The organism is Micromonospora sp. ABR4_055 (assembly GCF_056160425.1).
Map to the genome: position 1 here is coordinate 1 of NZ_JBSWXD010000046.1, position 19,046 is coordinate 19,046.

19 protein-coding genes and 2 pseudogenes are annotated in these 19,046 nt (G+C 70.5%); 7 read left to right on the forward strand and 14 right to left on the reverse strand.

Annotated features, from left to right (window positions below; translation table 11 throughout):
* Positions 1-175: 175 nt before the first annotated feature.
* Positions 176-700 (reverse strand): flavoprotein, encoded by a 525-nt coding sequence (locus ACXAHD_RS13180; protein WP_475050829.1) that lies wholly within the window; start codon positions 698-700, stop codon positions 176-178.
* 243 nt (positions 701-943) lie between these two features.
* Here ACXAHD_RS13180 and ACXAHD_RS13185 point away from each other — a divergent pair, with 243 nt between their 5' ends.
* The gene (locus tag ACXAHD_RS13185) at positions 944-1,375 is read left to right on the forward strand and encodes an SHOCT-like domain-containing protein (protein ID WP_281554040.1); all 432 of its coding nucleotides are present in this window, start codon (positions 944-946) and stop codon (positions 1,373-1,375) included.
* On the opposite strand, the gene ACXAHD_RS13190 is transcribed toward ACXAHD_RS13185, so the two are convergent.
* Together ACXAHD_RS13190 and ACXAHD_RS13195 are read right to left on the reverse strand one after the other, a co-directional pair.
* Positions 1,350-1,961 (reverse strand): class I SAM-dependent methyltransferase, encoded by a 612-nt coding sequence (locus ACXAHD_RS13190; protein WP_289212514.1) that lies wholly within the window; start codon positions 1,959-1,961, stop codon positions 1,350-1,352. The genes ACXAHD_RS13185 and ACXAHD_RS13190 overlap by 26 nt on opposite strands.
* Positions 1,962-1,969: 8 nt before the next feature.
* Positions 1,970-2,680 carry a DNA alkylation repair protein gene (locus ACXAHD_RS13195; RefSeq protein WP_281554042.1) on the reverse strand — a complete coding sequence of 237 codons (711 nt, stop codon included), beginning with the start codon at positions 2,678-2,680 and terminating at the stop codon, positions 1,970-1,972.
* Between the two features lie 176 nt (positions 2,681-2,856).
* Between ACXAHD_RS13195 and ACXAHD_RS13200 the strand changes: the two genes are divergently transcribed.
* Genes ACXAHD_RS13200 through ACXAHD_RS13210 form a run of 3 tightly spaced genes read left to right on the forward strand, consistent with a single transcriptional unit; the run spans position 2,857 to position 5,521 of the window.
* Positions 2,857-3,678, forward strand: a complete 822-nt coding sequence (locus tag ACXAHD_RS13200; RefSeq protein WP_281555512.1) for a CPBP family intramembrane glutamic endopeptidase — start codon at positions 2,857-2,859, stop codon at positions 3,676-3,678.
* Positions 3,675-4,865, forward strand: coding sequence for a sensor histidine kinase (locus ACXAHD_RS13205; RefSeq protein ID WP_281554043.1), 1,191 nt, complete (start codon positions 3,675-3,677; stop codon positions 4,863-4,865). Before ACXAHD_RS13200 ends, ACXAHD_RS13205 begins: the two co-directional genes overlap by 4 nt.
* The gene (locus tag ACXAHD_RS13210; RefSeq protein WP_281554044.1) at positions 4,862-5,521 is read left to right on the forward strand and encodes a response regulator; all 660 of its coding nucleotides are present in this window, start codon (positions 4,862-4,864) and stop codon (positions 5,519-5,521) included. The genes ACXAHD_RS13205 and ACXAHD_RS13210 overlap by 4 nt, the downstream gene beginning before the upstream one ends.
* A gap of 51 nt (positions 5,522-5,572) precedes the next feature.
* Here ACXAHD_RS13210 and ACXAHD_RS13215 read toward each other — a convergent pair whose 3' ends face one another.
* The 3 genes and pseudogenes from ACXAHD_RS13215 to helR all read right to left on the reverse strand — a co-directional run.
* Complete coding sequence (locus ACXAHD_RS13215) at positions 5,573-6,019, reverse strand: NADPH-dependent F420 reductase (RefSeq protein ID WP_348650091.1); 447 nt, start codon at positions 6,017-6,019, stop codon at positions 5,573-5,575.
* A 43-nt stretch (positions 6,020-6,062) separates the two neighbouring features.
* A pseudogene (locus ACXAHD_RS13220) lies at positions 6,063-6,209 on the reverse strand (hypothetical protein); the annotation flags it as partial.
* Positions 6,145-7,902, reverse strand: a pseudogene (gene helR / locus ACXAHD_RS13225) (RNA polymerase recycling motor ATPase HelR); the annotation flags it as partial. The pseudogenes ACXAHD_RS13220 and helR, both read right to left, overlap by 65 nt.
* 632 nt (positions 7,903-8,534) lie before the next feature.
* On the opposite strand from helR, the gene ACXAHD_RS13230 reads away from it, so the two are divergent.
* A complete protein-coding gene (locus tag ACXAHD_RS13230) occupies positions 8,535-8,969 on the forward strand; it encodes a type II toxin-antitoxin system VapC family toxin (protein ID WP_475050832.1) in 435 nt (144 codons plus the stop codon).
* A 103-nt stretch (positions 8,970-9,072) separates the two neighbouring features.
* Here the strand turns inward: ACXAHD_RS13230 and ACXAHD_RS13235 are convergent, their stop codons facing one another.
* From ACXAHD_RS13235 to ACXAHD_RS13265, 7 genes are all read right to left on the reverse strand, one after another.
* Positions 9,073-10,485, reverse strand: a complete 1,413-nt coding sequence (locus ACXAHD_RS13235; protein WP_475050834.1) for an MFS transporter — start codon at positions 10,483-10,485, stop codon at positions 9,073-9,075.
* Complete coding sequence (locus tag ACXAHD_RS13240; protein WP_475050836.1) at positions 10,482-11,684, reverse strand: AMP-binding protein; 1,203 nt, start codon at positions 11,682-11,684, stop codon at positions 10,482-10,484. Before ACXAHD_RS13240 ends, ACXAHD_RS13235 begins: the two co-directional genes overlap by 4 nt.
* A complete protein-coding gene (locus ACXAHD_RS13245; protein WP_289212517.1) occupies positions 11,639-12,664 on the reverse strand; it encodes an ATP-grasp domain-containing protein in 1,026 nt (341 codons plus the stop codon). The genes ACXAHD_RS13240 and ACXAHD_RS13245 overlap by 46 nt, the downstream gene beginning before the upstream one ends.
* 72 nt (positions 12,665-12,736) lie before the next feature.
* Positions 12,737-13,561, reverse strand: a complete 825-nt coding sequence (locus ACXAHD_RS13250; RefSeq protein ID WP_475050838.1) for an alpha/beta fold hydrolase — start codon at positions 13,559-13,561, stop codon at positions 12,737-12,739.
* The gene (locus ACXAHD_RS13255; RefSeq protein ID WP_475050840.1) at positions 13,558-15,057 is read right to left on the reverse strand and encodes a class I adenylate-forming enzyme family protein; all 1,500 of its coding nucleotides are present in this window, start codon (positions 15,055-15,057) and stop codon (positions 13,558-13,560) included. Before ACXAHD_RS13255 ends, ACXAHD_RS13250 begins: the two co-directional genes overlap by 4 nt.
* Entirely contained in the window at positions 15,042-15,827 is a 786-nt protein-coding gene (locus ACXAHD_RS13260) for a class I SAM-dependent methyltransferase (protein ID WP_475050842.1), read from the reverse strand. Before ACXAHD_RS13260 ends, ACXAHD_RS13255 begins: the two co-directional genes overlap by 16 nt.
* A 168-nt stretch (positions 15,828-15,995) precedes the next feature.
* Positions 15,996-17,096 carry a TRM11 family SAM-dependent methyltransferase gene (locus ACXAHD_RS13265; protein ID WP_281554061.1) on the reverse strand — a complete coding sequence of 367 codons (1,101 nt, stop codon included), beginning with the start codon at positions 17,094-17,096 and terminating at the stop codon, positions 15,996-15,998.
* A gap of 91 nt (positions 17,097-17,187) precedes the next feature.
* Here ACXAHD_RS13265 and ACXAHD_RS13270 point away from each other — a divergent pair, with 91 nt between their 5' ends.
* The gene (locus tag ACXAHD_RS13270; protein WP_281554062.1) at positions 17,188-17,436 is read left to right on the forward strand and encodes a DUF5522 domain-containing protein; all 249 of its coding nucleotides are present in this window, start codon (positions 17,188-17,190) and stop codon (positions 17,434-17,436) included.
* Positions 17,437-17,559: 123 nt separating this feature from the next.
* Positions 17,560-18,171, forward strand: coding sequence for a hypothetical protein (locus ACXAHD_RS13275; protein WP_475050844.1), 612 nt, complete (start codon positions 17,560-17,562; stop codon positions 18,169-18,171).
* A 101-nt stretch (positions 18,172-18,272) separates the two neighbouring features.
* Here ACXAHD_RS13275 and ACXAHD_RS13280 read toward each other — a convergent pair whose 3' ends face one another.
* Positions 18,273-18,998, reverse strand: coding sequence for an iron-dependent transcriptional repressor DtxR (locus ACXAHD_RS13280; RefSeq protein ID WP_475050846.1), 726 nt, complete (start codon positions 18,996-18,998; stop codon positions 18,273-18,275).
* Positions 18,999-19,046: the final 48 nt, after the last annotated feature.

Genomic DNA, 19,046 nt, shown 5'->3' on the forward strand with positions numbered 1-19,046 from the left:
GACCTCCACGACCGCGCCGACACCTTCGCCGTCTACGACATCTGACAAACAATGATCAAGTCAGACATAGAGGAACAACGCCGGGGCCGTGCGTCCGGTCGACGTGGGCGGCGGTCCGTTGATCAACTGTTGAATGCGGAGGCGTTGTCCTGGTGGCTGTTCAGCGGAGGCGTGATCAATCGGTGGCGCGGAACGCTTCGGCAACTACACCCCATCGAAATCTGTCGCTTCCAATTGGTGGTTTCAGAGCTTCGTCCTCGGTGAACTGGACGCCGACGTATGACAGGGTCCGGACGGATGCTCGGTAGGCGGGATGCTGGGTGAGGGCCGGCTTTGCGTACGGTGAGACGACTATCGGAAGCCCGGTGCCAAGGGCCTCGTTGAGTACACCCAGCGCCAAGTTGTCGCTGATTCCGCTGGCCCACTTGTTGATCGTGTTGAAGGACGCCGGTGCCACCACGACGGCGTCGGCGCGCGGCAGTGTTCCGGGCTCGTCAGGGGCGCGAAGTCGGGACGCGACCGGAAACCCGGTCTGGGATGCGAGCCTGTCCGTGTCGATCCAAGTCGCCGCAGTAGGCGTGACGATCAGGCACACCGACCATCCGTCGGCCTGCAACAGGGCGACGCACTCGTCGATGTTGTGAATCGGCGGAGCGGCGGAGGAAACCAGGTACAGCGTCGGTTTGCCGGTGCCAGTCATGATCAGTTGGCATCGATCCTGGCGCGCACTGCCAAGGCGCGCAGGCTGGGTGTGGCGGCGCGACGTTCCCGGGCCAGCATGGCGGTGACCAGCGTGCGGGTCTGATCGTGCACCTGGAAGATCTGAGGTGCGGTGCGCTCGGCCGCCAGAAGGTGAAGCAGAGCTGACGGGTCGCCGCCCGGCTGCGTGGTGAACGCCGCAGCCAGGTCCAGGTGGACCTGAGCCCGTCGAAGCGGAGTGACGATGAACGAGCAGCGCCGCCAGATTCTGGAGATGCTGGCCGAAGGCAAGATCACCGCTGAGGAGGCCGAGCGGCTGATCGACGCCCTCGACCGAGAGCAGCCTGATGCGACGCCGGGGGGCGCATCCGGCCCGAAGGCCCGGCCGAAGTATCTGCGGGTGATGGCGGACTTCGCCGACGGACCCAGCGGCGACGAGCCGGGCCGGGTCAACGTCCGGGTCCCGTTGCAGCTGCTGCGCGCCGGGGTCCGGCTCACCAGCCTGATCCCGCCACAGGCGCTGACCCACGTCAACGCGGAGCTGGCCAAGTCGGGTGTGCCGATCGACCTGACCCAGCTCAAGCCGCAGCACATCGAGGAGCTGGTCGAGCAGCTCGACGATCTCACGGTCGACGTCGACCAGCCCGACGTCAAGGTGAAGGTCTTCTGCGAGTGACATCGCGACAGCTGCGGATGCCCGCCCGGACCACGGGGTCGGGCGGGCATCCGGGGGTCACCGCACCGTCGCCAGCATGACCGCCTGGTCCTCGCGTTCGGCGCCCCGGGCGCGACGGACCAGCCGGCACACCTCGCGCAGCCCGGCCGCCCGGGTGCAGCACCCGGGCGGCCTCGGCGAAGACGCGGCCCTGACCGGCCGGTGGCGCGTGGATCGTCGAGTACCACAGCAGTACACCCGCGAACCGGGAGTCCGGGAACGGAAGGTCGGCCAGCGAGCCGACGGCGAACGGCAGCCCTCGGTGGTCGCGGCGGGCCATGGCGATCATGCCTGGTGACAGGTCGACCCCGACCACTCGACAGTCCCGGTCGGCGAGATACCGGCTCATCCGACCCGCACCGCAGCCCGCGTCGAGCACCAGCGGGTCGACGCTGGAGCGGACCGCCTCGGCGAAGGTGTCGATCATGGCGAGATCCAGCGGTGCCTCAACGCGGGTGTCCGGCATGCGGGCCGCGTAGTCGCCGGCCACGGTGTCGTAGGCGACCCGGACCCCCCGCAAGTCGGGCCGGGCAGGTGAGGCGGACACTGGCGCGGTCAGGCCGTGCCGGCGAGGTACGCGGCGCGACGCTGCGGCTCGAACTTCTCGATCGCGTACCGCAGCATCACCCTCGGCATGTCGCGTTGGTGCCGGGTCAGGAACGTCTCGGCCACCGTACGGTCGCGGTTGCCGACCTCGCGCAGCATCCAGCCGACGGCCTTGTGGATTAGGTCGTGCGGGTCGTGCAGCAGCCGCTCGGCCAGCCGCAACGTCCAGTCGAAGTCCCCGACCCGGATGAAGGCGAACGTCGCGATGATCGCGATCCGCCGGTCCCAGACCAGCTCGGAGGCGGCCAGCCGGTCCAGCACCGTCCGGTCGGTGCCCAACAGCCACGGCCCGACGATGTACGGGGCGCACGAGTCGACCAGGTCCCAGTTGTCGATCCGGTCGGTGTGGGCCAGCACGGTGTCGAAGATGGCGGCCCGCTGCCGCTGCCTGCCCTTGTCGAACATCCGCACCAGGATGAAGATCGCCGTCAGCCGCTCCTCGTGTACCTCGCTGGTCAGCAGCAGGGTCGTCTCGGCCAACGACAGGTCACGCCAGTATCGACCGGCCACCCGGCGCTGGTCCGGCACCGGTACGCCGATCGTCCGGTCGCCCTCGCCGTACCCGCCGGGTCGGATCTGCAGGAACCGGCGTGCCTGCTCCGCGCGACGCGGGTCGGCGAGGGCGGCGAGCGCCCGGCGGACATCGTCACAGGTGGCCATCGACCGCCGAATCTACGCCTGCCACCGATCGGCACGTCGAGTCGCCCGGCGGACGTGTCCCCCGTGCGAGCTACCGGTAAGTGTCCACTGCGGGGTGAAGTGGGCTGTCCGTCGCAGCCATAGCGTTTTCGTCGTAGCCGCGGCACCCAGGTCGCGGCCTGGTGAAGGGAATCCTCGTGCGTCTGGTGAAACAGTTGGTGGCCGTCGGGGCAGTCGCCTTCGTCGGTGGCGGCAGCGCCGCTGCATTACAGGACAACGCCTGGCTCACCTTGCTCATCGGTGTCGTGACCTGCGTCGCCGTCGTCCTTGTCTACCGGTGGGTGGTGCGGCGCACCGAACAGCGCGCCCCCGTCGAGGTGGCTGCTTCCGGGGCAGTCGTCAGAACTGCCGTGGGGGTGCTGATCGGGGCCGGGATGTTCGGCGCCGTCATTGCCAACATCGCCCTCCTCGGCGGCTACCACGTGCACGGCCTGGGCTCGGTGAGCGGCGCCGCCGACCTGCTCGGTCTCATGGCGGCCGCCTCGGTGACGGAGGAGCTACTCTTCCGTGGCGTGTTGTTCCGGATCGTCGAGGAACGACTCGGCACCTGGTTCACCTTGGTGCTGACCGGGGTGCTGTTCGGTCTGTTCCATCTGGGCAATCCGGACGCCGGGCTGTGGGGCGCGGTCGCCATCGTGATCTCGGCCGGCTTCATGCTCGCCGCCTGCTATGCGGCCACCCGGAATCTGTGGGTGCCGATCGGGTTGCACTTTGGCTGGAACTTCGTCGCAGCCGGCATTTTCGGCACGGTGGTCTCCGGCAACGGAGAGCCGCATGGGCTGCTGGAAGCGACGACGTCGGGTCCGGATCTGCTGACCGGTGGCGATTTCGGGCCCGAGGGCAGCCTCTACACGGTCGGCGCCGGGGTGGCGCTGACCGTGTTCTTTCTGTGGCTCGCGCGTCGCCGCGGTCACATCGTCCCGTGTCGGGCCAGGACGAACGCTACAGTCGCCCGGTGATCGATCTCCGGGGCCTGCCGGAGCTGTGGCGGCGGTCCGACGTCGTGGTCCGAGATCTGCCGCTCGCGCTGCTGCTCGTGGTCGCGTCGCTGGTGCCCGCGCTGCACAGTCGTGGAACACAGCTCGGTGACCTGCCCAGTCGCCCGTTCGACGGGCTGACCGGCGTGGTGCTGGCGCTGGAGTGTCTGCCGCTCGTGGTGCGACGGCGCCTGCCGGCCCTCTGCCTCGGTCTGGTGGCGCTCGGCTTCGCGATCGATCAGCTGCGCTTCTACCACACGGTTGCCGGTATGGCCCTGCCGATCGCACTGCTGAGCGCGGGGCTGCACCTGGGCCGCCACCGACGCACAACTGTCGCGGTGGCCACGGTGGGGTACGTGGTGCTGGCCGTCGCGTTGCACCGGCACGGCTCGACCGAGGGAGTGATCGGGTTCGGGACCTTCTACCTGGCGTTGGCCTTCGCCTGGGGCGTCGGGTCGTGGCTGCGGATGTCGCGGGCCGCCGAGGCGGATCACCGGCGGCATGTCGCGGAGCGTACCCGGGCTGCGGAGCGTACCCGGATCGCCAGGGAGTTGCACGACGTGGTGACGCATCACGTGACCGCGATGGTGGTGCAGGCTGAGGCGGCACGATATCTGACCGCTGCCCCGGAGCGTCTCGACGAGAGCCTGACCGCGATCACCGACACCGGCCGGCGAGCCGTCGGGGACCTGCGGCACCTGCTTGACCTGCTCAATCCGGATCACGGAACCGGGGCGCGCACGTCGGCGGACGGCGACACCGGTCCGAACAGTTCCGTTGGCCCGCTCTACTCGCTCGCCTCGCTCGTTGAACAAACCCGGCAAGGCGGGCAGCCGGTGGAGTTCACGCAGCAGGGCAGGCCACCCGAGGTGGCCGGAAGCGCCGAGGCCGCAGCGTACCGGGTCGTCCAGGAGTCGTTGACGAACGCCTTGAAACACGACCACGGCGGCCGAACCGTGGTCCAGGTGCGCTACGACGTGCGGGAGGTCACTGTGGAAGTTCACACCGACGGCACAGGGTCGAACGCCGCGTCACCGGGTGGCAGCGGGCGTGGCCTCGCCGGTCTCCGTGAGCGGGTGGGTGCGCTCGGCGGAAAGTTCAGCGCCGGACGGCGGCCCGGCGGCGGGTTCGTGGTCCGCGCCCGGATCCCCGCAGGGGATCCGTCATGACGGTGCCGCTGCGGGTCCTGGTCTGCGACGACCAGGCGTTGGTCCGTACCGGGTTCGCCACGATCATCGGCGCGCAGCCCGACCTGCAGGTGGTGGGGGAGTGCGGCGACGGGCAGACGGCGGTTGACCTGGCTGGCCGGCTGCGCCCGGACGTGGTGGTGATGGACGTGCGGATGCCGGTCCTGAACGGCATCGCCGCCACCCGCATGCTGGCGGGCGCGGGGGTGGCGGCGCCGGTCAAAGTGCTCGTGGTGACCACGTTCAACCTCGACGAGTACGTGTACGAGGCGCTGCGCGCCGGGGCGAGCGGATTTCTGCTCAAGGACGCGCCCCCGGCCCAGCTGCTCCAGGGCATCCGCACGGTCGCCTCCGGCGCGGCGCTGCTCGCTCCGGAGGTGACCCGCGGTCTGGTGGGCCGGTACGCGGAACGGGTCCGCCCGGTCGCTGACCCGTCGGGTGAGGTCCCGCTGGCCCCGCGCGAACTGGAGGTGCTGCGGCTGATGGCCGACGGCCTGTCGAACAGCGAGATCGCCGCGGCCATGGTGATCAGCCAGGAGACCGTCAAGACGTACGTCTCGCGCATTCTTACCAAGCTGGATTTGCGTGACCGCGTCCAAGCAGTGATCTACGCCTATCGTCGTGGCCTGGTGGCCTGACGCAGGTCGGCACGGAGTCTCCTAGCCGGCTGCTAGCCGGCTGGCGGCCGGTCAGTTGCTGTCGAGGAGTTCGGCGAGTCGGGCCGCGTCGGCCGGCCGGCCGGGGGCGGTGAACATGCCGTCCGGGTCGAGGTAGGCGTGGTGGGCCGGCGTACCAGGGCCGAACCGGCGGTTGTCGGCGAGGGCGCCCGCGTCGTGGACGTCGTAGCCGATTGTGTCGATGAGGGCGGCGACGGTGGCCTTCGCGTTGTGGTCGTCACCGGCGATGGCGATGGCGCTGCGGTCGGCGGCGCCGGCGGGCCGGCCGAGCGTGGCCAGGTGTTTGAAGAAGATGTTGCTGAACGCCTTGACGACGAACGACTCGGGCAGGTGGGCCTGGAGCAGTTCGCCGGTGGTGGTCCGGCCGGCGTCGAGTTCGGGGAAGTGGCCGTCGCGTTCCGGGTAGTAGTTCATGGTGTCGATGACGACCGTGCCGCGCAGCGGCGCGATGGGGGACATCGAGGTAGGCCTTGAATGGGGTCGTCACCACGACGACGTCCCCGGCGCGGGCGGCCTCGCCGGGCGTGGCGGCGCGCGCCTGCGGTCCGAGCTGGGTGACCAGGTCCCGCAGGGTGTCCGGTCCCCCCGATCCGGGCGAGCCGGTCCGGCCACGACTCGGTGAAGCCGTGCCGGGCCTGGGCGCGGTCACCGACGATGGTGAAACTGCGCGACGGGCAGCGGCGCAGCAGCATCTGCCACTGCGCGTCGGTCAACTCCTGCGCCTCGTCGACCACGATGTGCGCGAACGGGCCGGCCAACGCGTCCGGGTCGGCGTCCGGCCCGGCCGTCTCGTCGATCAGCGTTTCCTGCAGATCCTGGTGGCGCAGCATCGCCAGGACGCCTTCGCCGTCGTCGTAGCTGTGCGCGTCGAGTAGGTCGTCGATCACCCGGGCCCGGTGGACCCGTTCGACGGCCACCGCCGCCCGGTGCCGCCGCTCGCGGTCGGACGCCTGCGCGTCACCGAGACGCAGCCGGGCCGCGTCCAGCAGCGGCAGGTCTTCGACTGTCCAGGCCCGAGGGTCGGCGCGTTGCAGCGTACGGATCTCGGCCGGGTCGAGCCACGGCGCGCACCGGCGCAGGTAGGCCGGGACCGACCACAGGTCGGCGACGATGTCGGCCGGGTCGAGCAGCGGCCAGGCCCGGTTGACCGCCGTACGCAGCGACCGGTTCTGGTCCAGTGCGGCGCGGACCTGGTCTTCCGGCTCGTCGCCGTCGTAGCGACCGACCAGAATGGTCAGCAGTTCGTCCATGATCTGCTCGCGGGCCTCGTTGTGCGGCACACCCGGCCCGGGTGCGGCGAACGCGTCGGCCCAGTCGCCGGGAGTGATGGTCAGCTCGGTCCAACCGGTGGCCACCGTCGTCGCGGTCTGCGGCGGCTCCTCGTAGAACCGGACGGCCGCCTCGACCGCCGCCTCCCACCGCGCCGACGACTTCAGCCGGGCCACCTCAGGGTCGGGTTCGGCCGCTGCGCCTGCACCCTCGGCGACCAGGCCGGCCAGGGTGCAGGTCTGCACGTCGTCCTCGCCGAGGTTGGGCAGGACGTCGGCGACGTACGCCAGATAGGGCTGGTGCGGTCCGACGAACAGCACCCCGCCGCGACGCTGGCCGAGTCGGGGGTCGTGGTAGCGCAGGTACGCGGTGCGGTGCAGGGCGACGACGGTCTTGCCGGTGCCGGGTCCGCCGTCGACGACGAGGGCACCAGCCGAGCCGGCGCGGATGATGGCGTCCTGGTCGGCGGCGATGGTGGCCAGCACGTCGCGCATCCGGTCCGACCGGTGCCCGCCGAGGCTGGCGATGAAGGCCGACTGGTCGTCGAGGGCGGCGTGCCCGTCGAGCGCGTCGGCGCTGAACACCTCGTCCCAGTAGTCGCTGATCCGGCCCATCGTCCAGTGGTAACGCCGACGGCTGACCAGGCACATCGGGTTGCCGTGGGTGGCGCCGAAGAACGGCTCGGCGGCGGGGGAGCGCCAGTCGAGCAGCAGTTGACGGCCGGTGTCGTCGGTCAGCCCCTGCCGTCCGACGTACACCGGGTTCGAACGGTCGTCGGGGACCATCCGGCCAAGACACAGGTCGAGGCCGAACCGGCGCAGCGCCCGCAGCCGTACGGTGAGTCGACGGACCTCCTGGTCGCGGTCCAACGCCCGCTGGCCCCCGCCGGCCGGTGCCTTCCGGGCCCCGTCGAGCCGCTCCGAAAGGTCGGTGGCCAGCTAATCGAGGCGGTGTGCGACGGCCGCGAAATGCCGTTCGTCGTCGGCGATCAGTTTCGGGTCGGCCTTGGCGTGCAGCCGGTCGGGGAGATCGAACGCTCTGGTGGTCAACGGGCGCACCTCGATCAGCTCCATTCTCGGGTCGGCGGAAAAGCGCAGCATCCAGCGATTGGCAAATGCCGGAGAACTGGCGTAGGAACGCGATTGTGCGCGACGACCCGGGTCTTGCCGCAAGACCACCTATGCGCTATATGTTGATAGTGGCGGCAGTAAGGGAGCAAATTTAGTCCCCCTGGCCACCAAGCCCAACGGGTGCCGCTGACCCGTCGTCCGCTTCGATGGTGACGGCGCAAGGTTCCTACCGCTGGTAGCATTGGCCGTATGGCTGTCGAACCGCTCCCACCGGGCGCGGGCGACCCTGCGGATCGCCTGCGTCTGATGCTCCCGGAAGTCCTGGAGGCGATTCGTGACCCTGGGGCAGCGTCGCCCGACCTGCTGGCTGAGTTGGAAGCAGCCGTCGTGGGCGAGGCGTCCGGCGCTGGCCGCAGGCTCCGGCTGGTCGGCCGCGCACGCAAAGTGAGTGTGTCGATGCCAGAAGACTTGACTATCGCCGTGCAGCAGCGGGTGGGCCGGGGGGAGTTCAGCCAGTACGTGACTGAAGCGGTCGCTCGACAGCTTGAGTCGGATCTCATCGGGGAGCTTTCGGATCTCCTCCGCTCGGAGCACGGACCTGTGCCACCTGACGCGTTGGACGAGGCGAGGGCGTCATGGCCAGACGGGCGGTAGGAACAGGCGGCACGCTGGTACTCGACAGCGAAGGCCTGGTAAAGCTCGCACAGGGCGACAACAAGTCGAGGGCCTTCCTGGAGGCGGCCCGGGAACGCGGCGCCAGGGTCGTGGCGAGTGCTGTCACGCTGACGGAGGTCCTTCGAGGTGGGCCGCGTGATGCCCGCCTCCACAGGGTGCTGTCGAGGATCGTGGTGCAGCCGGTGAGCCCGCAGATCGGCAGGCGGGCAGGTGAACTTCTCGGAGCGACCGGGCTGTCGGGGTACCGTTGTGCCATCGACGCGGTGGTTGCCGTTACCGCTTTGGAGATGCCGCGTCCCGTCGTGCTGCTGACCAGCGACCCGGACGACATGAACCGCCTCGTCGAGGAGCTGGACCGGCCGAAGGAGCAGCGGGTCGTGGTGGTGCACGTCTGACGGCTCACGTCGCGCCGCGGATAGATCACCTGGGCTCCGCGCGCCGAGGCGTCACACCGGTGGCGAAGTCAGTGGGCCACGGTCAGGCCGGCGACGACCGCCGTCACGGTTGCGATGTCGTCCTGGTCAGGTTCGGGCCGGCGACCAGGCAGGCGATGCCGCCCAGCACGGCCACCCCGGCCAGCAGCAGCATCGCCGCGCGGGCCGCCCCGACGGTGACGACCTCGCCGATCTGATTGTGCAGCAGGGCACCGACGGCCGCGGCGCCCAGCATCGAACCGATCTGCAACGAGGTGATCAGCACCCCGGACGCGGCGCCGGCCTGCTGCTGTTCGACGTCGGACAACGCGACCACCGCCAGCGGGGTGAACAGGAAAGCGTTGCCGACACCGATGACGCACATCGGGGCGACGAACGCCGTCCACGTCGCACCGTCGCGCATCTCGACCGCGGCCCACGCCATGCCGGCGACGGTGGCCGCCGCCCCGACCAGCAGCAGGTAGCGTCCCTGGACCCGGTCGGCGAGTTTGCCGGCCACCGGGTCGAGCAGGGTGGAGAACAGTGACGCCGGCACGATCATCAGCCCGGCGGCCCACGCGTCGAGGCCGAGCACCTGCTGGAAGTACAGCGACAGCACCAGCACCAGGCCGATGACGGTGCCGGAGGTGGTCAGCGAGAAGCCGTTCATCAGCGGGAAGTTGCGCTGCCGGAACAGGGTGAACGGCACCAGCGGCTCCCGGTCCTGGCGGCGGCGCTGCTGCGCGAGGAAGGCCGCCACGCACACCCCGGACACGCCGAGCGTCGCCCAGATACCGGCGTTCCAGCCGTACCGTTCGCCCTGGCTGATGCCGAACGCCAGGCAGAACAACACCGCCGAGGCCAGCACCACACCGGTCACGTCGAGCCGGCGGCGGACGCGTTGCGCGACCTCGGGCAGCACGAGCCGGCCGACCACGAGCATCAGCAACCCGAGCGGTAGGTTCAGCCAGAAGATCCACCGCCAGTCGAGGGTGCTGACCAGCACCCCGCCGGCGGCCGGTCCGCTGATCGCGGCGATCCCGCCGACCGCGCCCCGGATGCCGAACGCCGTGCCCCGGCGGTCCGGTGGGAAGGCCTCCATCAGCAGGGCGAGGGTCTGCGGGGTGAGTAGCGCCGCGCCGAGACCCTGCACCGCGCGGGCAGCGATCAGCTGGCCGGGCCCCTGGGCCAGGCCCGCCGCGACACTGGCGGCGGTGAAGACGGCGACCCCGATCAGGAAGATCCGCCGACGGCCGTAGAGGTCACCGAGCCGGCCGGCAGTGATCAGAGCCATCGCCAGCAGGAAGATGTAGGCGCTCAGCGACCACACCACCTGGTCGGCCGACGCGTCGAGGTCGGCCATGATGCTGGGTACCGCGACGGCGAGCACCGCCACATCGAGCTGGGTGAGGAAGTACGCCAACGACAGGACGGCCAGCACCGCCCACGGGTTGCCGCGCAGTCTGGTCAACAGCTTCGGCTCGCTCACGGTCGTCATCCGGTCGGCTCCAGCCAGATCATCGGGGGGATCTTGTTGGTGCGTTCCACCCGGCGCAGCCGCGGCACCTGCTCGACGGCGACCGCCGTCGGGTGGTGCCGGGCGACGACGCCCAGATCGTAGAACTGGTGCAGCAACCGGGTGCGTACCGCCGCCGGGTCGGCGTCCCCGGTGTAGTGCACGGTCACCGCGCTGACCGAGTGGCGTTCACCGGCGGCCCGCCGCAGCAGCAGCTGTGCGTCGCGTACCCCTGGTGCGGCGCGGACGATGTCCAGCACCGTACCGATGCCGACCAGCGCGCCGTGCAGCTTGATCGCGTCGTCGGCGCGGCCCAGCACCCGCAGCGCGTCCGGTCGGCCGCAGACACAGGTCGCCGCCGCGACCCGGTCGCCGAGCCGGTACCTTACGGTCGGCACCGTCCAGCCGTCACCCACTCTGGACAGCAGGGCGCCGGCGTCGTCGAGCTCGAGCACCTGGTCGGGCATCAGGTGCAGCACCGAGGGGTCGCAGGCCGGGGTGTTCGTGGCGATGACGTACGTTTCGACCGAGCCGTAGTTGCCCCATAGCTGGACCTGCGGGAACGCCTTCCGCACGATGGTCGCCTTCTCCTCGGTCCACGGCTCGGCCATCCAGATGATTTTTGCGATCGGGGTGGCCGCGCCCGCGTCGAGTACGCCCCGGGCCAGGTCGGCCAGGGCCGTCGGGGTGCCGGCGACCGCGTTGACGCCGAGCCGACGCAGGGTCGGCAGCCAGCCATCGACCTCCTCGGGGGTGATCGGACCGAACGGTGCCACGTCGGCGCCGCAGCGTCCGGCCAGCTCCTGCATGTAGTAGTGCGACGCCCACAGCCTTCCGGGGGTGAACAGGTTGAGCAGGAGGTCACCGCCGACCAGCGGTCGCCACTGCTGCAGCAGCCGGTCGATGGCCTGGTGGTACGCCACGTAGGTGAGCTTGGGCTGCCCGGTGGTGCCGCCGCTGGACAGCAGCAGTGCACCGGTCCGCCGGGTCACCGCGTGGGAGACGGCGAAGATCTCGTCCGGTCCGGTGACCGGCAGGTCGGCGAGTCCGGCGGCGGCGTCCGGCACGGCCGGGGCACCGGCGGCGGCGTTACGTCGGGCCTGGTCGCGCAGCGCGTCCCAGGGCACCGCGCCGATCATCCCTGCCGCCGACGCGGCTGGTCGTCGCCAGCGGCGTGCCACCGGGCGAATCCGGCCAGGTACGCCTCGAACCGGGCCCGCACGATCGCCCGGGCGGCGGCGTCCTGCTCGGGAATGCCGTTGAACGCGACCGCGCCGTCGAGTTCGATCTCCGACACCCAGTGCCGCTCGCCGTCGAAGAGGAAGTCCAGAGTGAAGTACGGCGTGGGCAGCCGTTCGGCGACGTAGGCGACGGTGTCGGCGAGTTCCGGCGGCAGAGCGGAGTAGCCGCGTTCGTGCCGACCGCCGCTGGCCTTGGTGACGGCCAGGCAGTAGCCGTCCTTGTAGCCGTACAGCACGGTGTGCGCCTGCCCGTCGACGACGTACACCCGCTGTTCGCGTACCACCTTGAGGTAGGGCTGGGCGACCAGCGCGGTGTCCGAGCCACCGGCGAGTCCGATAAGGCCTTTCAGGTCGTGCATGTTGTGCACCACTGAGATGCCCAGGCCCATGCCCCAGTAGGCGGGTTTGACGATCAACGGGAACGGCAGCGCGGCGAGCGCGGCGTCGCTGCGCCCGGCCATCGCCTCCCGGCCGCTGCCCACCCGGACCGTCGGCAGCAGCGGGATCGGACTGCCGGCCAGGTGCACCACGCTGGCCAGCTTGTCCTCGCCGATGTAGGACAGCGCCGGTGGGATCGGCAGGTAGAAGCCGAGCCGTTCCAGAATGGTGAACAGGAACACCTGGTTGCACACGTCCTGGGTCTGGTGCGGCAGGGAGTACAGCGAGGTGACGAAGATGGTGTCGGCCGGGGTGACCGGCGCACCGTCGAGGTAGACCTTGGGCCGCCCCGGGTCGGTCGCGTCGACCGCGACTTCTTCGGGCTTGTTCACCGTGAACTCCAGGCCCAGGTCGGCGGCGATCTCCTGGTACGGCCCCCAGACCGCATCCTGCTCGGCCTGCCGCAGCCAGGCGGTGCCCCGGTCGGGGTAGATCCAGCTCAGGCGCCGCGCCGTACCGGGCGCGGCCGGGTGGTCGGTCAATGCCCTCTCCCTTGCGGTGTGGTGCGGGTTCGCGTCGGTGGTCCGGGCGGACGACGGTGCCCGGCGGATGATTCAGGTAGCCACCGGGTGGTCGACGAAGGCCGACACGAGGTCCGCGAACCGGTCAGGTTCCTCGACGAACGGCAGATGGCCGCTGCCGGGGAACACCTCCAGCCGGGACGCCGGTATCGCCGAGCGCAGCCACCCGCCGACCTCGCCGGGGTAGACCTGGCTGTGCGCTCCGTGGACGAGCAGCGTCGGTACGCTGATCCGGCGCAGCCGGTCACGCCAGTCCACGGTGAGCGCCTCGGCGAGCAGCGCCCGTACGGCGTCCGGGTCGCACCGGCGGGTCTGGTCGATGAGGTCGGCCAGCGTCGTCGGGTCGGGGTCGGTGCCGGCGGCGAACGAGCCGCGGACCAGTCCGGCGGCGAAGGCGGGGTAGTCGTCGGTCACGCTGGCCAGGACGGCGTCGGCTCCGGCGGCGTCGAGGCTGCCGAAGGCCCCGTACGGCCAGTCGTCGTCGCACAGCAGCCGTGGCGTCTGTTCGACCGACACCAGGGCCCGGATCCGCGCGGCCCCGAACCGCTCCAGGTAGCCGTAGGCCACGGTCGCGCCGAGCGACCAGCCCAGCAGGGTGACGCCGGCCAGGTCGAGCTCTTCGATGGTGGTGTGCAGGTCCTCGGCGGCGCGGGTGAGGCTGGCCGGTCGGTCGGCTGTGGCGTTGTCGCCGTGTCCGGGTAGTTCGACGACCACCACCCGGTGCCGGGTGGCGAGCCGGGCCACCGCGGCGGAGAAGAACTCGGCGGTGGCGGCCAGCCCGGGCACCATGACCAGGGCCGGTCCGTGACCGCCCGTGACCAGCGCCGGTCCGTGACCGCGGTCCAGGTGCCGGGTCATCGGCTGCCTCCGACCAGTCCGAGTCGCGTGCGGAGCAACGGTTTGTCGATTTTGCCGACCGGGGTACGGGGAATCGCGGCGACGGCGTGCGCCGAACCGGTCAGCCCGTGCCCGGAGAGCAGTTCCTCGACGGCCTTGACGGCCTCGTCGCCGGAGTGCCCGTCGGCGGCGACGACCGCCACGGCGACCGCGTCGCGGTAGTCGCCGGGGTGCACGGCCAGACTGACGGCCTGCGCCACCGCCTCGGCCGTGGCGAGTTGCTCGTCGAGCACCGGTGCCAGCATCGGCCCGTCCCGGGTGGCCAGCGTCTCGGACACCCGGCCCAGGATTCGGTAGCCGCCCTGCGGGGTGCGTTCGGCCACGTCCCCGGTCCAGAACTCGGGCGTGCGGAAGGTACGGGCGTTTGCCTGTGGCGCGTCGACGTACCCTTCGCTGGTGCAGTCCGAGTAGAGCACCAGCTCCCCGACGTCGGGGTGACCGGGCACGAAGGTTTCCAGTCGGGTGCCGACGCCACGGACCGGGACCATGGCGGTGTCGGTCTGCGGTACGTCGTCCATGTTGCCCAGCGCCAGGCCGAACTCGGTCGAGCCGTAGATTTGCCGGATGTGTATGCCGAGCACGTCGGCGGCGTCCCGGACGATCGTCGGGCTGAGATAGGCACCACCGCACAGCGGGCGGCGCAGCGCCGACAGCGGGAACCGGCCCTGGTGCCGGGCGGCGGCGACCAGATCGGCGTAGTGCTGCGGCAGGGCGCTGGTCACGGTCGCCTGGTGGGCGGCCAGTTGGGCCAGCAGCGTGCCGTCCGGTGCGTGCGGGTCGGCGAGCACCAGTTGTGCGCCGGACAGCAGCGCCGCGAACACGTGCAGGTCGGTGGCGTGTGCCACGTCGAGGGTGTGGCGGCAGAAGAAGACGTCGTCGGGGCGGATCCCGGTGTCGGCCAGCCAGCGGCGTCGTTCGGTGACGAAGCGGTCCTGCCGCCAGGCCATCATCTTCGGGAAGCCGGTCGAGCCAGAGGTCCACAGTAGTCGGAAGACGGTAGCCGCTGCGGCGGTGGAGTCTGCGGTGTTGCCCGCGGTGGGCTCCGGCCGGGGTGTCGCGGCGGTCAGTGTGTCGAGGTCGACCGTGGCCGGTCCGTCGGCAGGGATCCGGCGGTGTCCGTCGGTGACCAGCAGTGCGGGACGGGCCCGGTCGAGAGCCGTCCGTACCCCGGCGTCGTCGAAGTTCGCCATCAGCGGTACGTAGCGGGCACCGAGCCGAGCCACCGCCAGGATCAGGCAGACGTAGCCGATGCCGTTGCGCAGCACCACGGCGACGGTGTCGCCGGCCGCCACGCTGCGGGTGGCGAGTCCGGCGGCGACCCGGTCGGTCGACTCGACGAGTTCGCGGTATGTCACGGCCGCGTCGTCGGTGGTGCACACCGCCACGGCGTCGGGTCGACGGCCGGCCATGTCACGGACGGCCTGGTAGAGCCCGGCAGCGGTCACGACGCCAGCCACCCGGCGTAGGTGGCGAACCGCCAGTCCTTGGCCAGGCAGTCCACGGTGTCGAAGCCGGCGTCGCGTAGCCAGCCGAGTTGGGTTCCGACGTCGATGCAGATGTCGTGCTTCATCCGTTCGCGGCCGGCCGCCCATTCGTCGGCAGGTGTTCCGGCGGCGTGTACGTGGCTTTCGTGCTGCCGGTCGTACATCTTCTCCAGTCGCGGCGCGGGCGCGAGGACCTGCTCGACGTTGACGAAGATCCCACCCGGCCGCAGAATGGCGGGCAGGCGACCGAACAGCGCTTGTTTATCGTGGTGCTCGAGGTGGTGGATCGCCAGGCCGGAAACGACTGCGTCGTACGGTCCTGTCGGCAACGGATCCATCAGTCCCTGAACCGCGAAACTGGCTCGGCCGTCGCCGTCGAACCGTTGTCTGGCCTGCGCGAGCATCCGTTCTGAATGGTCGACGAGAGTGATGGTCGCATCTGGGATGCGGGCGAGCAGGGCGGCGCTGAGCAGCCCGGTTCCCGCGCCCAGGTCCAGGATCTGTGGCCGGCCCGGCACCGACATCTGCACGGCACTGGATGCGCTGCCGTACAACAGGTCGAACGACGGGATGAGTTGGCGCCGCAGCGCATCGTAGGTGGCTGGATTCCACAGCTCGAAAGACACGATGATCCCCCGTGGTTCACCAGGCGGCGCTTCTGTGGCGCTGGCGTCGGATGCTGGGCAAACTGTGGTTTGCTGAGCCGGCACATTGTCAGATGCTGATTCCGGTGGTGTCCGCATCTGCGTGAGGTGTCCGCATCTGCGTGCCGTCATCTGCTATTCAGAAGGTATCAAGGAGTGGCAGGGCAATGAAGAGAGCTGTCGATATCGAGGTGTGATGCTGGTCACATGGTCGATCATTCTGTCCGTTATTGACAAACTGTCGATCGTGTCAGGAATTGGCGTTTGTCAGGCTCTTTGGGCCACGATCAGGTCCCGGACGATCGCCTGGTCGACCCGGTGGGCGAAGCTGCCGTACCCCGGACCGTCGGCCACTTCCAGGCCCGCCTTGACCAGCAGCGCGGCCAGGTCGTCGCGGGCGGCGACCAGGGTGTTCCAGGAGATGCCGAGCGCCCCACCGGGGCGCAGCAGCGCCACCCAACCCGGCAGCGCCTCAGCCAGCAGACCCAGCGGATCGCGGGTCAACCGGTCCGCCTGACCGCGGGTGCCGTGCTGCACCCCGTACGGCGCGTCGGTGACGATGGCGTCGAAGCTGCCGGCCCGGAACACCTCCCGGCTGCGGCGGGTGTCGGCGTGCACCATCGTCAGGTCGACGGTCCGCCCGGCCCGGTGGTCGTCCTTGCTGGCCGCCAGGGTGACCGCCAGCCGCCGGCCCAGCACGGCCCGGTTGCGCCGCACCAGTGCGATCTCGGCCGAGTGCTTGAGCCGCTTGTGCTTCAACCAGGTACGGATGAAGTTGGCGTACACCTCGAAGTCCTTGCCGTCGATCTCCACCCCGGCGGCGTGCCAGCCGTACATCATCGCCTGGTTGAGCGTGGTGCCCCGGCCGCACATCGGATCGAGGACCCGCAGCGGCGGCGAGTCCGGGCCGAGCGGCCCGGCCGCCGCCCCGGCGGCAACGGCGGTCCCGCCGGTGCCGATGGTCCCAGCCGTGCCGACCCGGTCAGCGGTGGCCAGCACGGTCACGTTCAGCAGCAGCTTGGTGAACTGCTCGTTGGTCTTGCCGGCGTACTTCGGGATGGTGATCAGATCGCTGTCGAAGCGGTCCCGGCCGGTCACCTCCAGTGGCCGCAGCAGGTCGCCGTCGCGGGCGAAGAACGCGTACCTGGCGGACAGGTTCGCCAGTACCGACAGGTCCCGGTCGGTCAGGTCGACGCCGGTGAAGGTGACGTACGGCAGCCCGCCGATCGTGGTGACCGCGACGTCGTCCACCCGGCCGCCGAGTGCCCGGTCGGCGAAGACACCCAGCTCGGCGGCGGCCAGCCCGACCGCCGACTCGGCGTACACCCGGTTCGCCGACGGGTGGATCAGCAGGGCGTACGAGGTCATCGGTGGTCCGTTCGGGTCGGTGGCCGCGCCGTCACGGCGCGGTGGGACCCACGAGTGTTACCACACCGGCGGCCTGCGTAAGGTCACCGGCATGGCACGGCAGCGGGGGAGGCGTCTGCCGCTGGCGGACCGCCCCCTCACCGAACCGCATCCGGCGCGGCTGCCAGCCGACCACCCGCACCGGGCGGCGGTGCTGGCCGCACACGCGGCGGCGCTCGACGCCGACCAGGCCGGCTACCTTGACCCGGACACTGGGCTGTTCGTGCTGACCGCGGCGTTCCTGGCCCGTCGGGGCACCTGCTGTGACCAGGGTTGCCGGCACTGCCCGTATCTGCGGTGATGCCGAGGATCTCCTACGCGGCGCGGCCGGCGCGGGTGGCGGGCTTTCGCGGCGGCGGCGGAGGCCGTACGGTGTGCGACGAACAATCCGCCTTTTCGACCGGCCTGACCGTGGGAGGTCACTGTGGGCGTTCGGCTGCGTCTGTCCGGCGCCGGGCTGATCCTGCTGCTGCTCGCCGCCGGGTGCTCCGGCCGAGCGGTGGCCACCGAGAACCCCGCCCCGGACGACCCGGCCCAGGCCAGTCCGTCGCCGAGCCCGGTCGAGCCGTACCCGGAGGTGCCCCGTCCGCCGGCCGCCGAGTCCGGCGGGGCATGCACGGTGCTCGACTTCGACGTGGTCGAGCAGACCGTCGGGTTCCGGTTCGAGGTGGCGGCGGCCAACAAGCACGACAAGACGCAGTCGTGTGTGCTGCGGCCGGCCGAGGAGCCGCTGCCCGACCTGATGGTCTCCATCTCGGACACCAAGGCGAGCGCGTCGGTCTTCGCCGACGACGTCGCCCCGGTCGGTGCCAAGGAGATCAAGGATCTCGGCAAGGCCGCCTACTGGATCCCGGTCAAGCCGGACCCGGACACCGGGTACGGGGCGGCACTGGAGGTCAACTGGATCACCGGGGACCCGAAGCTGATCAGCCTGCGCTGGACGTTCGCTCCCGGTGACGACGAACTGTCCGCCGTGGAGCTGGCGCCCAAGATGGTCGAGCTGGCCCGGGTGGTGCACGACAACCGCAAGAAGTGACCGGCCGCAGGACGAAGTGACCGGCCGGGGGTGCGTGGCGCACCGCCGGCCGGTTGGTGCTCCGGCGGCCGCGGGTTGGTGCTCAGGCCGCGGGTTGGTGCTCAGGCGGCCGCGCCGGCCAGTGTCCGTCCGTGGTCGGCGGCCGCGACGAACACCCGGGACGCGACCTCGCGCGGCAGGTGGATCTTGTCGCCGGACCGGTCGATGGTCACCCCGTCGCGTTCCTGCGCCACGGTGACCGTCGCCCCCGGATCCACCCCGGCGGCGTGCAACTGGCGCAGCACGTCGGCGTTGGTCTGCACGCTCTCGCAGATCCGCCGGACCACGACCGTGCCGGTCAGGCCGGGGAACGCCAGGTTTCGCTCGGTGTCCGGGCTGATGTCCGGATTCGCCAGCTCCGTCGGGCCGTCACCCAGCGCGTCCAGGCCGGGGATCGGGTTGCCGTACGGCGACCGGGTCGGCCGGTTGAGCAGGTCGTAGACCTTCTTCTCGACCGCGTCGCTCATCACGTGCTCCCAACGGCAGGCCTCCTCGTGGGCCTCCTCGTAGGGCATGCCGATGACGTTGACCAGTAGCAGCTCGGCGAGCCGGTGCTTGCGCATCACCGAGACCGCCTGGGCCCGGCCCAGCTCGGTGAGTCGCAGGTTACGGTCGTCCTCGATGGTGAGCAGCCCGTCGCGCTCCATCCGGGCGACCGTCTGGCTGACGGTGGGGCCGCTCTGGTGCAGCCGCTCGGCGATCCTGGCACGCAGCGGCGGCACCGACTCTTCCTCGAGCTCAAGTATGGTGCGCAGATACATCTCTGTGGTATCGACAAGATCATTCACGGTCAGCTGCCCTCCAGCGTTCAATCCTACCTTGCAGCGCCGATAACC